At 61.5% G+C, this 13,723-nt stretch carries 8 protein-coding genes; 1 reads left to right on the top strand and 7 read right to left on the bottom strand.

Annotated features, from left to right (window positions below):
- Positions 1 to 107 precede the first annotated feature (107 nt).
- From BM364_RS15355 to BM364_RS15325, 7 genes are all read right to left on the bottom strand, one after another.
- Positions 108 to 2,906 carry a [protein-PII] uridylyltransferase gene (locus BM364_RS15355; protein WP_092426087.1) on the bottom strand — a complete coding sequence of 933 codons (2,799 nt, stop codon included), beginning with the start codon at positions 2,904 to 2,906 and terminating at the stop codon, positions 108 to 110.
- Positions 2,887 to 5,601: a DNA mismatch repair protein MutS gene (gene mutS, locus BM364_RS15350; RefSeq protein WP_092426085.1), complete on the bottom strand. Its 2,715-nt coding sequence runs from the start codon at positions 5,599 to 5,601 to the stop codon at positions 2,887 to 2,889. The genes BM364_RS15355 and mutS overlap by 20 nt, the downstream gene beginning before the upstream one ends.
- A 93-nt stretch (positions 5,602 to 5,694) precedes the next feature.
- Positions 5,695 to 6,519, bottom strand: a complete 825-nt coding sequence (locus BM364_RS15345; protein ID WP_092426083.1) for a DUF2189 domain-containing protein — start codon at positions 6,517 to 6,519, stop codon at positions 5,695 to 5,697.
- 217 nt (positions 6,520 to 6,736) lie between these two features.
- Entirely contained in the window at positions 6,737 to 8,359 is a 1,623-nt protein-coding gene (locus BM364_RS15340) for a glycoside hydrolase family 43 protein (RefSeq protein ID WP_092426081.1), read from the bottom strand.
- A gap of 169 nt (positions 8,360 to 8,528) precedes the next feature.
- Positions 8,529 to 9,836, bottom strand: a complete 1,308-nt coding sequence (gene xylA, locus BM364_RS15335; protein WP_092426079.1) for a xylose isomerase — start codon at positions 9,834 to 9,836, stop codon at positions 8,529 to 8,531.
- Positions 9,833 to 11,296, bottom strand: coding sequence for a xylulokinase (gene xylB, locus BM364_RS15330; RefSeq protein WP_092426077.1), 1,464 nt, complete (start codon positions 11,294 to 11,296; stop codon positions 9,833 to 9,835). Before xylB ends, xylA begins: the two co-directional genes overlap by 4 nt.
- A gap of 88 nt (positions 11,297 to 11,384) precedes the next feature.
- On the bottom strand, positions 11,385 to 12,428 hold the full coding sequence (locus tag BM364_RS15325; protein WP_210186447.1) for a LacI family DNA-binding transcriptional regulator: 1,044 nt from the start codon (positions 12,426 to 12,428) through the stop codon (positions 11,385 to 11,387).
- A gap of 130 nt (positions 12,429 to 12,558) precedes the next feature.
- On the opposite strand from BM364_RS15325, the gene BM364_RS15320 reads away from it, so the two are divergent.
- Positions 12,559 to 13,569: an aldose epimerase family protein gene (locus tag BM364_RS15320; RefSeq protein WP_092426074.1), complete on the top strand. Its 1,011-nt coding sequence runs from the start codon at positions 12,559 to 12,561 to the stop codon at positions 13,567 to 13,569.
- The last annotated feature ends 154 nt before the right edge of the window (positions 13,570 to 13,723 follow it).

Raw genomic sequence — 13,723 nt, 5'->3', positions numbered from 1 at the left:
AGAAGGGGGAGGAACAGAGCGGTTCTTGTCGCGCTCTCCGTGAGCCAGTGACAGATCCCTCCTCCTTTTGGAGGGGGAGGCTAGGAGGGGGTGCGGATCGCCAAACCCTAGCCATTAGCAATCTTCTTATCCTCTGAGCGGCGTTCGAACACGTCCATCAGCGCGCCGTAAATCCGGCGCTGGCGCTGTTTCACGTGAATCTTCTGCCCCGTCAGATCGGTGACATAAAAGACGTCCACCGCCTTCTCGCCATAAGTGCCGATATGGGCCGAGCCGATGGTGAGGTTGAGGTCGGAAATTTCGCGGGTCAGCGCATAAAGAAGGCCAATGCGATCGAGCCCCGAAACCTCGATCACCGTGAATTTTTCCGAGATCGCGTTCGAGACCGATACCTGAGCAGGCAGGGCAAAGGGCTTCAACCTCCGATTGTGGCGCGATTCCTTGCCTAGATCGATCAAGACCGTACGCTTGCCTTGGAGCAATTGCTTGACCGTGTCGATGATGCGCGTCGCGCGAACCTTCTCGTCCTCATCAGAGGTAAAGGAGCGGCGGAGCCTGAACGTGTCGATAGCGCGGCCATCGCGGGTCGAAAAGATCTGGGCCCCGATGATGGAAGCATCCTGCATGGTGCAGGCGCCCGCGATCAGCGACAGGAGGCGCGGATGGTCGGGGGTATAGAAGCTGACCTCGGTGATGCCTTCGAACGCCTTGACGCGGATCGAGCCGGCAAAGGCCTGCCCGGTCTCGTCGGCCTGCCTGATCATGCGGGCATGTTCGATCTGCAATTCCGGCTCGGCGCGCAGCCAATAATGGTCGTAGTGCCGCGCGGAATAGGTCTCGATATCCGCCGCGTCCCATTTGCTCAGAGCTGCGGCCAGCGCCTCGCGCGCCTCGTTGACGCGATCGGATTGACTGACCTGGCTATGGCCACCCGACAGCAGCGGCTCGGTCGCGTAATAGAGCGCGCGAAGGAGCGAGCCCTTCCAGCCCGTCCAGGTGCCGGGGCCAACGGCGCGGATATCGCAGGCGGTCAGAATCATCAGGAGAGCCAGGCGTTGCGGCGACTGCACCACATCGGCAAAGGCCTTGGCGGTTTCCGGGTCCTGAATATCGCGGGCCTGGGCGATCTCGCTCATCAGCAGATGATATTCGATCAGCCAGGCGACCGTGTCGGTTTCGGCCGGATTAAGCCCAAAACGCGGGCACAGCTTTCGCGCAATACGCGCCCCCGCGATCGAATGGTCCTCCGGGCGACCCTTGGCGACATCATGGAGAAAAAGCGCGACGTAGAGGAGGCGGGTGTCGTTGAGCTGGGGCAGGAGCTCGTGGGTCAGCGGCAATTCCTGGCGCAGGCCGCCATTGGCGATATCGGCCATGACCCCCACCGAGCGGATCAAATGCTCGTCCACCGTATAGTGGTGATACATATTGAACTGCATCAGGGCGACGATCTTGCCGAAATCGGGCACGAATTTGCCCAGCACCCCGCTCTCGTTCATCTGCCGCAGGATGCGCTCGACATAGAGCGGGCTCGTCAGGATCTGGAGGAAATGCGCATTGGCCTTGGGATCGTTGCGCAACCGGTTGTCGATCAATCCCAGGCTATTGCGGATAACCTTGATGGCATCGGGGTGGAACAGCAATTCCTCGCGGCCCGCGACCATGAACATCCTGATCAGGTTTGCCGGGTCCTTCTCGAAAACGTCCGGGGCAGCGAGATTGAGGCGCCCGGTGTCGACGACGAAATCGGGCTCGCCCTTGATCCGCGATTTACCGGCGCGGAATGGCGCCAGAACCCGGCCGACGAGATCCATGTCCTTGGCATGGCGGAATTCAAGGCTCGCGCAGATGATGCGAGTGAGATCGCCGACATCCTTGGCGACCAGGAAATAGCGCTTCATGAAGCGCTCGACCCCGAGCATGCCGACCCGTTCGGCATAGCCCATGCGGTTGGCGAGGTCTGGCTGGACGTCGAAGGTCAGCTTTTCCTCGGCGCGGCCGGTGACATAGTGGAGATGGCAGCGAACGGCCCAGAGGAAATCTTCGGCGCGGCTGAAAAGGCGGTATTCGGCTTCGCTCAGAACGCCCTTGGCGACCAGCTCATGACTGGTCTTGACCTGATAGAAATATTTCCCAATCCAGAAGAGCGTATTGAGGTCGCGCAAGCCGCCCTTGCCGTCCTTGATATTGGGCTCGACCACATAGCGCGTATTGCCCATTACCCGATGGCGCTCATCGCGCTCGGCCATCTTGGCGGCGATGAATTCGGGGCCGGTCTTCGGCATGATCTCGGTTTCGAAGCGCTTGACCAGATTGGCGAACAAGCTCCGGTCGCCGGTCAGATAGCGCGCTTCAAGGGTTGCGGTGCGCACGGTCATGTCGGCGCGGGCCATGCGGATACATTCTTCGACCGACCGCACGGCGTGGCCGACCTTCTGGCCGAGGTCCCAGAGCATATAAAGGATATATTCGGTGACCTGCTCGCCCCAAGGCGTCTGCCGATAGGGCAGGATGAACAGCAGGTCGATATCGCTTCCAGGCGCCAGCGTCCCCCTTCCATAGCCACCCACGGCCGAAAGTGCGATGGCTTCGGCGCCCGAGGGATTGTCGACCGGATAAACGTGGGTGATGGCGAAAAGATAGACCGCGGTGATGATTTCGTCCTGCGCCGCCGACAGGTTTTGCGCGCAGCGCGTGCCCTTGTTTGTGGCGATCAGTTCAGCTTCCGCACTCTTTCGCGCTTCGGCCAGCGTTTCACGCATATGGGCGAGAACAGCGTTGCGCACCGCAGGGGACTTGGCCGGTTGATCCCCCATCAGGGCTTCGAGCTCGGCGAGAAGGATCTCGGCGGTCTTCAGCGCAAAGTGCGGCTTTCGCGGTTTGGCGTCAGCGTCTGCGAGCGTCATCGCGTAATTTCTTCAACTCGTAGAGCGTCTCGATGGCTTGCTTGGGGGTCATGTCGTCGGGTCGGACAGCGTCGAGCGCTTCGTGAATGGGGTCCTGGCTCTTTGGTGCGGGGGCTGGGTGATGGGCAAAGAGCGGTAGATCGTCTAGCACGCTGGCCTTGTCCTTGGAAGATGCAGTGCCGGCGGAGCGCTGTTCGAGAACGTCAAGCACTTGTCGCGCACGCTGGATGACCGGGGCAGGGAGCCCCGCCAGCCGCGCCACTTGGATGCCATAGGAGCGATCGGCAGCGCCCGGGCCGACTTCATGGAGGAACACCACTTCGCCCTCCCATTCGCGCACCTTCATGGTCACATTGGCAACGCGCGACAATGTCTTGGCAAGACTTGTCAATTCATGAAAGTGCGTCGCAAAAAGCGCGCGACAGCCGGTGGTTTCGTGCAGCGCCTCCACCGACGCCCAGGCGATCGAGAGCCCGTCAAAGGTCGCCGTGCCCCGGCCGATTTCATCGAGCACGACGAGGCTGTAACGGGTCGCGCGGTTGAGAATGGCAGCAGTTTCGACCATTTCGACCATGAAGGTCGAGCGGCCATGGGCAATGTCGTCCGAGGCGCCGACCCGGGAAAACAGCCGATCGACCACCCCGATATGGGCGCTTTCCGCCGGCACGAAGCACCCCATCTGCGCAAGAATGGCAATCAGCGCGTTCTGGCGCAGAAAGGTCGACTTACCACCCATATTGGGGCCCGTCACGAGCCAGAGCTTGCCCCCGCCCAACGCCTCGCTGCCCGAGAGATCGGCATCATTGGCCACAAAACTCTGGCCTTCGGCCCGCACCATCTGTTCCACGACCGGATGGCGCCCCCCGACAATGGCGAAAGCAAGGCTATCATCCACTTGTGGCCGGCAATAAAAGCGGGTGGCGGACACTTCGGCGAGAGCGGCGGTGACATCGAGTTCGGCCAATGCATCGGCCAATCCCTGCAACTCGCCCGTTCGCTCCAAAACCGCGTCGCGCAGCGCGGTGAAAATCCTCGTCTCGATGGCAAGGGCCGCGTCATTGGCCTTGGCGATACGCCCTTCGAGTTCGGCCAGTTCGGTTGTAGTGAAGCGCATGGCATTGGCCAGCGTCTGACGATGAATAAAGATTTCTCGATGCGGGGCTTCAAGCAGTTTCTGGCCGTGGCTCGCGGGAACCTCGACGAAATAGCCGAGAACGCCGTTGTGCTTGATCTTGAGAGAGCGCACGTCGGTCTCGTCCATCAGGCGCGCCTGAAGAGCCGCCACCACGGCCCGCGTTTCTGACCCGAGGGCCCGCTCCTCGTCGAGCGTTGCGTCATAGCCGGTCCGGACGAAACCGCCATCACGACCAAGAAGCGGCAGTTCGTCGTCGAGCGCCAGAGCGAGTTCGCTCGCAAGCCCCCGCGGCGCCGCGGCCAGCGTCGTGCAGAGACGGTTGAGAACAGGGGTCAGATCAGGCTGGGTCGCCAGATCCTCGGACAGGGCGAGCGCGGCCGCGACTGACTTGCCGATGGCGGCCAGATCGCGCGGGCCGCCCCGTTCGAGCGAGAGCCGCGACAGCGCCCGCGCCAGATCGGGTGCTGCCTTCAGACTCGTCCGGAGGCGGGCACGCAGAAGCGAATCGTCAACGAGCCGAGCGACGGCATCAAGCCGATCGTTGATGGCGCGCCCGTCGCGCAGCGGCGCTGCAAGGCGATTGGCAAGCAGACGCGCGCCGGGCGCGGTGACCGTCAAATCGATCGACTGGCGCAAGGATCCCTTGGCCTGGCCGCGTTGGGTAATGAGGATTTCAAGGCTCGAGCGCGTCGCCGCGTCGATCGCCATGACCGCGTCGGAGGCCTGAAGAACGGGCGCGCGCAGGGGGGCGGAGCGGCCCTTCTGGCTTTGCGCGACATAGCCGACAAGGCTCCCGAAGGCCGCACGCCCGGCGCGCGACAGGATGCTCGGATCAAACACATCGCTCGAAAAAGTGCGGCGCAGCACTTCGGCCGCCGCTTCGCTGTCGGCGATCTCAGGCGCCAGACTTGCCGCGATCTCAGCCCAGGCCGGGGCAAACAGATGCCGCTCGACCAGCGCCTGCCGCGTCTGATCGGTCAAGAGCAGCTCGGCGGGACCAATCCGCGCCAGTTCGTCGGCAAGGCGCTCTGCCGAAAGATCGGCGACAAAGGTTTCCCCGGTAGAAATATCGGCCCAGGCCAGTGCGAAATCGGTGTCGCCATGGCGTACCATGGCGAGCGCTGCAAGATAATTGGCGGAACGGGCGTCGAGGTGATCATCCTCGGTCAGCGTGCCCGGGGTAACAAGGCGCACGACGTCGCGCTTGACCACGGACTTGCTGCCGCGCTTCTTGGCTTCTGCCGGGTCCTCGACCTGCTCGCAGATAGCGACGCGATGGCCGAGCTTGATCAGCTTGTTGAGATAGTCATTAGCCGCGTGGATCGGCACGCCGCACATGCCGATGTCCTCGCCAAGATGCTTGCCGCGCTTGGTCAGCACGATGCCCAGCGCGGCGCTGGCGATTTCTGCGTCTTCAAAGAAGAGCTCGTAGAAATCGCCCATGCGATAGAACAGCAGATAGCCCGGATTGACCGCCTTGATCTCGAAATACTGGGCCATCATGGGCGTCAGCCCCGCCGTCACGGCGCTGGTCGGGGCCTCGATAGGGGTCTGGTCCATGAGCTCAGGCAAAACGGGGCAAACAAGTCGCCGACCTTATGACCTTGTGGCGCCCAAGCCAACCGGTCCGCGTGCGCTTTACGCGGATTGTCCCTAGGCTTCCGGCATGCCCCGCAGCAACGAGGCGGGCGCGACCGTTTTTCGGTAGAGGTGCCAAGTGGCGTGGCCCAGAATGGGCAGGACCATGGCAAGACCGACAAAAAGTGTCAGCGCGCCCAAGAAAACCGCCGCACCCACGATGACGCCCCAGACAAGCATGGGCACGAGGTTGTTCAGCACCGTACGGATGGAGGTTTCGACCGCCACATAGGCCCCGACATCGCGATCGAGCAACAAGGGAAAGGCGATCACCGAGGTGCAGAGCACCACAAGGGCAAAGCACGCCCCCACCGCCGTTCCGATTATGGCAAGGGTCAGGCCGCCCGGCTCAGAAAAGACCTGGGCAAAAAGACCCTGAAAGGTTTGCGGCGGCGACGAGCCGAAAAGGGTTTCATAAAGCGCCTGGGCACTCGCGAGCCACAGCGTAAACAAAAAGAACAGCATGGCCCCAACGGCCAGAATGCTGCCCATGGCCGGCGAGCGCACAACGCCCATCGCGTCCCGCCAGCTCGGCTCTTCGCCCATTTCGCGACGCCGCGAGATTTCATAGAGCGGCAGCGCCGCGACTGGCCCGATCAGGGCAAAACCGCCGATCAAGGGATAGAGCAGTGGCCAGGTCTGGAAGCCGTTCATCCAGACGGTGAGCACGATGCCGACAATCGGATAGATCAGCATGAGGAGAAAATAATGACTAGGCTTGGCCCAGAAATCCTCGGCGCCGCGTTTGAGCGCCGTCATCAGGTCGGCAATGGAGATGGTCTTGATGACCGGCATGTCCAGCTTGTCGCCGGCGCCGGCCATGACGTGCATTTGAGCCATGACAAATCCTCCTTGGGGAGGGCCGCAGGCAGGTGCGTGTGGCGCGTGACCGGCGCGAGACGCAAGCCCTGCGACCGCTAACGGGCCAACACTACCCCGCCTGCGACAGAATGTCGCCCCCATTCGGCACTTCGTGATGCGCTCAATTTCTACGGACGACTGTGATTGCCCGGCTTTTCCGCCAAGCCGGGCAGTTATGGAGGCTCGACAGGCCGATTTAGAGCAAGCTCTCCACCTCATACCGATCCGAAGGATCGTGCTGCGGGCGATAGACGAAATAATCAAAATCGGCCGGGCTTGCGGTACCATTGAGATCATGCGCCGCCATGCCAACGAAGGCGCCTGTAAAACTGCCATGGGCCTGGTGGCCGCCGCATTCATCCGAAAGGATGGAGGCGTCGAATACCGGGCCGATGGCCTGTAATTCATCGTCTGCAAGGGCATAGAAGAACTGGAGCCGCCTGCCGCGAATGGTGAGCGCGAGCTTGACCTTGCCGTCATTCGGAATCTGCACCGGCGCTGCCGGGAAATTGAGATTGCCGTTGGGCCAGGACATTTCCGAACTCATCAGCAACAGTTCGCGCTGCCCATCGGCGTGCGCAGTCACTGCCAGATAGAAGAAATTGTAGCGTCCGTAATAGGCTGTCAGGCCCGCCATGGTCCGCTCGTCCGTGGCCTTGAAGTCGAGAACCGTTTCGGCGTCATAGGAAAAATGGGTTTGCCGGCGGGCAACAAGCGCCTGCTCGAACCAGGAGCCGATCGATTCGCGCCCGAAGAGCCGCAGCTTGCCGGTCTCGGTCGAAAAGATGCGATCGGTCTCCGGGGTGCGCAACCACTGGAAATCCTGATGGAGTCCATCTTCGAACGTGTAGCGCTGCTCGGCCCAATATTTGGCCTCGTCGCGCGTGCCGGGCACCTCGACATGGAGGGAGGGCACCGGACCGTTCTTGACATAAAGCCAGTCGTCCTCGCCCCAATAGGCTTCCTGGATGGACGTTTCGCGTCCAAGCACGCAACGCCGTTCCTGCGTGGTCGGGCGACCGCCGAGATGGACGAGGTAGGTCTTGCCCTCCGGGGTTTCCATGAGATCGCCATGGCCGGCGCGCTGGATGGCGGCGAGCGGGGCGTCCTTGGAGGTCAGAACATACTGGTCCGGATGGGTTTCGTAAGGGCCATCGATCGTGCGCGAACGCGCAAAGGTGCAGGCATGGTCATAGCCCGTGCCGCCCTCGGCGGTGAGAAGGTAATACCACCCGTTCCGCTTATAAAGATGCGGGCCCTCGACGAGCTTCAGGTCCGTGCCCTTGTAGATATTCTTGACCGGGCCAACGAGCTTGCCGGCGGCGGCATCGAACTCCTGCAAGGCAATGCCGGCAAATTTCAGCGGCCGCGTGCGATGGTCCCATAGCATGTTGACGAACCATTTTTTGCCGTCGTCATCATGGAAAAGACTAGGGTCGAAACCCGAGGAATTGATATAGATCGGGTCGGACCAGGGCCCCTCGATCGTGTCGGACCAGACGATGTAATTGTGCGCGTCCTTGAAGGAGCCATCCTTCCTTTTGACGTCGGTATAAACCAGCCAGAACTTTTCTCCGTCATAGGTGAGACAGGGCGCCCAGACGCCGCAGCTATCGGGATCGCCGCGCATGTCGAGCTGGCTCTTGCGATTGAGCGGCCGGGTCACGAGCTCCCAATTGGCGAGATCCTTGGAGTGATGAATCTGCACACCTGGAAACCACTCGAAAGTGGAGGTGGCGATATAATAGTCCTCGCCGACGCGCAGGATCGAGGGATCCGGGTTGAAGCCGGGGAGGATGGGATTGGTGATGGTGGGCATGGTGCACCTTCTATTCTTCTCCCCAATGGGGAGAAGGTGGCGCGCAGCGCCGGATGAGGGGATGACCGTTGCGAGTGTCCAGGGGGCGTTGGTCAGCACCCCCTCACCCGTCTCGGGCTTACGCCCGATCCACCCTCTCCCCAATGGGGAGAGGAATGGGTACGGCGGTTTAAACGAACCGGTTGACCAGGTTTTCGAGATATTCCTGGCGGCCTGATTTGGGCTGCGGGTTGATGGTTTCGGCGTGGACCTTGTCGGCGATCTGCGCAAGGCTCAGCTTGCCGCCGAGAATGTCGGCGCCCATGCCCTCATTCCAGCCGGCATAACGATCATCGAGAAGCTTATCGAACTCGCCGTCCTCGATCAGAGCCGCAGCACCCTTCAAACCACGGGCCAGAGTATCGAGCCCGAGGATATGGCCGTGCAAGAGGTCGGCCGGGTCGAGCGACTGACGGCGCACCTTGGCGTCGAAATTGAAGCCGCCCTTGCCGAGGCCCCCCTGCTTGAGGATGTAATAAAAAGCCAGCGCCATTTCCCCGGGATTGTTGGGGAAGTGGTCGGTATCCCAGCCGGACTGCAGGTCGTTGCGGTTGGCGTCGACCGAGCCGAGCATGCCGAGCGAGGAGGCAACGGCCAGTTCGTGCTCGAAGGAGTGACCGGCAAGGAATGCGTGGCCGACCTCGATATTGCACTTCACCTTCTTTTCGAGGCCGTACTTCTGCAAGAAGCCATAGACCGTTGCGACGTCATAGTCATATTGGTGCTTGCTCGGTTCCTGAGGCTTGGGTTCGATCAGGATCTGCCCGGTAAAGCCGATCTTTTCGGCGTGTTCGATCACGAGATGGAGGAAGCGGGCCATCTGGTCCTGTTCCTGGCCAATTTTCGTATTGAGGAGGGTTTCATAGCCCTCGCGACCGCCCCACAGCACATAGTTCTCGCCGCCCAGTTCATGGGTGAGTTCGAGCACGGCTTTTACCTGACCGGCTGCATAGGCAAACACAGCCGGATCTGGGTTGGTGGCAGCGCCCGCCATATAGCGGCGGTTCGAGAAAAGGTTGGCCGTGCCCCAGAGCAGTTTTTTGCCCGACTTCTGCATGTTTTCGGCAATCAGGTCGCCGATCACGCGCAGGTTCTTGTTGCTCTCCTCAAGCGTGTCGCCTTCCGGCGCCACGTCGACATCGTGGAACGCGAAAAAGGGAACGTCGATCAGGTTGAAGAACTCGAAGGCCACTTCGGTCTTGAGCTTAGCACCCTCGATACCCTTGTCGAACCAGGGACGGTCAAAGGTGCGCCCACCAAACGGATCGCCGCCTTCCTGGGCAAAGGTGTGCCAGTAAGCAATGGCGGGGCGGATATGGTCTTCCATCCGCTTGCCGGCGACCATTTCGTCCTTGTTGTAGTGCCGATAGGCCAGGGCATTTTTGCTGCCTGTGCCTTCGAACTTGACCTGTTCCAGTCCCTTGAAAAAATCGCTCACTGACGTGCCTCCTCGATGGCGGGGTAGAGTGCGCGGTAGCGCGCATATTGATCGGAATAGGCGGCCGACAGGTTCTTGTCGGGCGCAATGGTTGTCTTAATTGGCGGCATGGTCATGATTTCGGCCGGATCAGCGCCAGTCGCGGCACAAAGGCCAAGACGGGCAGCGCCCAGCGCGCCACCGAAGTCGCCGTCCTCGGGCAGGGCGATTTCAATGTCGAGATTGGTGGCCAGCATTTTCAGCCAAAGCGCCGATTTCGAGCCGCCGCCGACCGCCAGGAGGCGATTGATGGAGGTGCCGGCATCGGCCAGCACGCGCTGGCAATCGCGCATGGCAAAGGTCACGCCTTCCATGACGGCCTGAGCCATTTCGGCGGCGTCGGTGGATTGGCTGAGACCTGTGAAGGAGCCGCGGGCGCCGGCATTGTTGTGCGGCGTGCGCTCGCCCGAAAGATAGGGCAGGAAGATCGCTTCAGCGGGGCCCTTGAACCGGGCTTCAGCTTCCCCCGCCAACTCGGCCTGCTTCTTGCCGGTGATGCGACTCAACCAGTTGAGCGAATCAGTGGCCGACAGAATGACGCCCATCTGGTGCCAGGTGTCGGGGATGGCGTGGCAGAAGGCGTGGACGGCGCCCTCGGTATTGGGGCTGAAGGTTTCGTTGGAGACGAAAAGCACGCCCGAGGTGCCGAGCGACACAAAGCCTTCACCGGGGCGAATGGCGCCGATGCCGCAGGCAGCGGCAGCGTTGTCGCCTGCGCCACCGGCGACTGTGACGGTGCCTTCCATACCCCAACGCTGCGCGAGGTCGCGTTTGAGTTGAGCCGAGGGTGCGGAGCCTTCGACAAGACGCGGCATGTGATCGCGGGAGAGGCCGGTCACACCGAGCAGTTCGTCGGACCAATCGCGCTTCTGGACGTCGAGCCAGAGCGTGCCAGCGGCATCGGACATGTCTTCGACGTGTTCGCCCGTCAAGAGCAGACGAACATAGGCCTTTGGCAAAAGGACTTTTTCGATACGCTCATAGATTTCCGGTTCGTGCTTGCGGACCCAGGCAAATTTAGGCGCGGTGAAGCCGGGCATTGCGATATTGCCGGCGAGCTGACGCAGGTTCGGGAGCGCTGTTTCCATCTCCTGGCATTCAGCGGCAGAGCGGCCATCGTTCCAGAGAATGCAGGGGCGGAGAACCTCGTCATTTCTCCCAAGAAGCGTTGCGCCATGCATATGGCCGGAAAGCCCGATGCCGCGCACGGCGGACAGCTGGTCGGGATGTGAAGAGCGCAGCTTATCGACGGCGGCAAGTGTTGCGTCCCACCAGTCGCGCGGGTTCTGCTCGGACCATCCAGGATGGGGACGCACCGGCTCGACCGCCGGAGCAGAAGCCTCGCCGAGGGCGCGACCATCCCCGTCGATCAGCAATGCCTTGACCCCTGATGTACCGATATCGATGCCGAGATAGGTCATGAGGCACGTACCTCAGACAATGATACGGCCATTTGTGAACCTCCTCCGTTCCCGTTTTCGGGCGCACCGCTTTGTTGATAGGCGATGCTTAGCGCAGATTGTCGCGCAGGAAAATGCCAATTTCAATTGGGTGAGTGGCAAAGGCGCGACCTGGCCCCAAAGCCAGCACCCGAGCCGCTGTGACGGCTTCGCGGATTTCACCGTCCGGATTTTGATCGAGCACCACGTCGATCGCTCCGGAAAGAAGGCCCCGACGCGTGGGAGCGGTCAGTTCGTGGACGATGACGCGGACCTCACCCACGCGGTCCGAGGCTTCGAGGGCGGAAACCAGGCCTGCATTCCCCGCACCGAGATTGTAGATAGCGGAAAGCTGGGTTTGCTTGTCGACGAGCTCAGTTGCCAGGCTTTGCGTGGTTTCGGGATTGTCGTGACTCTCATAGGGTCCGAGAAGCGTCACTTGGGAAAAATCGCGTTCGAGCACCGAACGGAACCCTTCCAGTCGCTCGGCGTGGTCGCGCAGGTGGAGTGATCCAGCGATCACCGCCACAGTACCGCCTTGAGGAAGAAAGCGTCCCAGCAACGAGGCTGCCGTGCGTCCGGCTGCAACGTTATCGATGCCGATGAAGTGCTGGCGGCTGGTACCCGGCAGGTCGGACACCAGCGTCATCACGGCGATGCCGCGACGGGTGGCAGAGTCGACGGCAGCAACGATCTCGGGCTCTTCGCTCGTCACGATCACGGCACAATCGCAATGTGCGGGGTCAAGGCCATCGAGCCCGGCAGCGAGCGCGCCGGTATCGAGCGCACGGATGCGCCGGGTGGACAGGTGCATGCGATCGGCAAGCGCGGAGCCAACGCGCCGCTCGACAGCCTCGGCAAGACTGTCCATGAATTCATTGCCCCCATCGGGGATAAAGAAAACCACCTTGAGATCGCGCGCTCGGGCCATGAGCGAGGCGTTTAGATCGCGCGAAAAACCAAGCGCAGCAATCGCTTCGCCGACCTTTTCCGCTGTTGCGGCGCGAACCCCGGGGCGGCCGTTGAGCACCCGGTCCACCGTGGCCAGGGATACACCCGCGGCGCGTGCCACATCATGGACCGTTACCCTGCGTCGTGCAGCCTCCTCGTTCACTTCGCCTCCATTTGGGAGTTTTTGCTTGCTCACAGAGTTTGCGGAGCTGGGTCAAAGGTCAAGAGCGGCGTTGCCGAAACCCGTCAAATAAGGCTACAGCTCCGCCCCAAGCGGTCCTAAGGGGAAATGCATGGCTATCGAAGTCACCACTTTCGGCGAGCACGAGGGTAAGCGGGTCGACCAGTTCCGCCTGGTCAGCGATACGGGCGTTGTGGTCGACATCATCGGGTTCGGTGTGGCCGTGCGCGACTGGCGTGTGCCAGTTGCCGGCGGCGAACGCAGCGTCGTTCTTGGATTCGACAGCTTTGAACCCTATCCACTCCATAGCCCGCATTTCGGCGCACTGGCCGGGCGCGTTGCCAATCGCATCAAGGGTGCGAGTTTCGAGCTCGATGGCGCAACCTATACGCTGCCGGCCAACGAGGGCGATCTGCATCTTCACGGGGGTCCTGCCGGTCTTGGCCGCCAGGTCTGGTCCGGGCAGGCCGACAGCGCCAATAATGCGGTGCGGTTCACCCATTTTTCGCCCGATGGCGCGATGGGTTATCCGGGCAATGTCAATTTTGCCGCAACCTATAGCCTGTCTGGGAACCGCCTGCGCCTTGAACTGACCGCCACGACAGATCGCGCAACGCCGATCAGCCTCGTCCAGCATCAGTACTTCAACCTCGGCACGGCCGACAGCGTGCTCGACCATGAGATTCAGGTCAATTCCAGCGCCTATACCGAGCTTGGTGCCGATCTTGCTCCGACCGGCGCCATCCTGCCATCGCGCGGCACACCCTATGATCTGCGCCGCCCACGCACCATGCGTGACGGTTCGGGCGCTCCTGTCGATTACGATATCGGCATGGTGCTCGACAGTGGCCGCAAGCACAGCGATCCCATTGCAACCGTGACGTCGCCGGACAAGGATCTAACGCTCCGGCTCTGGTCGGATCGTCCGGGCCTGCAGGTTTACAACGGGGTCTGGACCGACATTCCTGTGCCTGGACTGGGTGGCAAGATCTACCAGAAGCATTCAGGGTTCTGCCTTGAGGATCAATGCTTTGCCGATGCCGTGCACAATCCGCACTTTCCCAACGTCATCCATTCGCCCGATCGGCCCTATAGCCACTGGTGCGACATCGAGATCCGCTGATCCCCAAGGGATTGGTGTTTGAACCCGGTGCTGTGTCACAGGCGTGGCACAGCACTTTTGCTAGTCTTATGCTCTCCACATGCAGCGATGAGAGTGGATTTTGGCTGCGGAATGTGGCAATTCGTTCCTCCTTTGTTTCAGGGAGGGGACGCCC

Origin of the sequence: Devosia crocina (genome assembly GCF_900116545.1) — a bacterium.
GTDB lineage: Bacteria > Pseudomonadota > Alphaproteobacteria > Rhizobiales > Devosiaceae > Devosia > Devosia crocina.
This window is presented reverse-complemented; position numbering and strand designations above follow the sequence as displayed.

What these genes read in the sequence shown, in the direction of transcription:
- BM364_RS15355 (WP_092426087.1), bottom strand. Translation starts at nt 2,906, where the DNA reads ATGACGCTCGCAGACGCTGACGCCAAACCGCGAAAGCCGCACTTTGCG.
- mutS (WP_092426085.1), bottom strand. Translation starts at nt 5,601, where the DNA reads ATGGACCAGACCCCTATCGAGGCCCCGACCAGCGCCGTGACGGCGGGG.
- BM364_RS15345 (WP_092426083.1), bottom strand. Translation starts at nt 6,519, where the DNA reads ATGGCTCAAATGCACGTCATGGCCGGCGCCGGCGACAAGCTGGACATG.
- BM364_RS15340 (WP_092426081.1), bottom strand. Translation starts at nt 8,359, where the DNA reads ATGCCCACCATCACCAATCCCATCCTCCCCGGCTTCAACCCGGATCCC.
- xylB (WP_092426077.1), bottom strand. Translation starts at nt 11,296, where the DNA reads ATGACCTATCTCGGCATCGATATCGGTACATCAGGGGTCAAGGCATTG.
- BM364_RS15320 (WP_092426074.1), top strand. Translation starts at nt 12,559, where the DNA reads ATGGCTATCGAAGTCACCACTTTCGGCGAGCACGAGGGTAAGCGGGTC.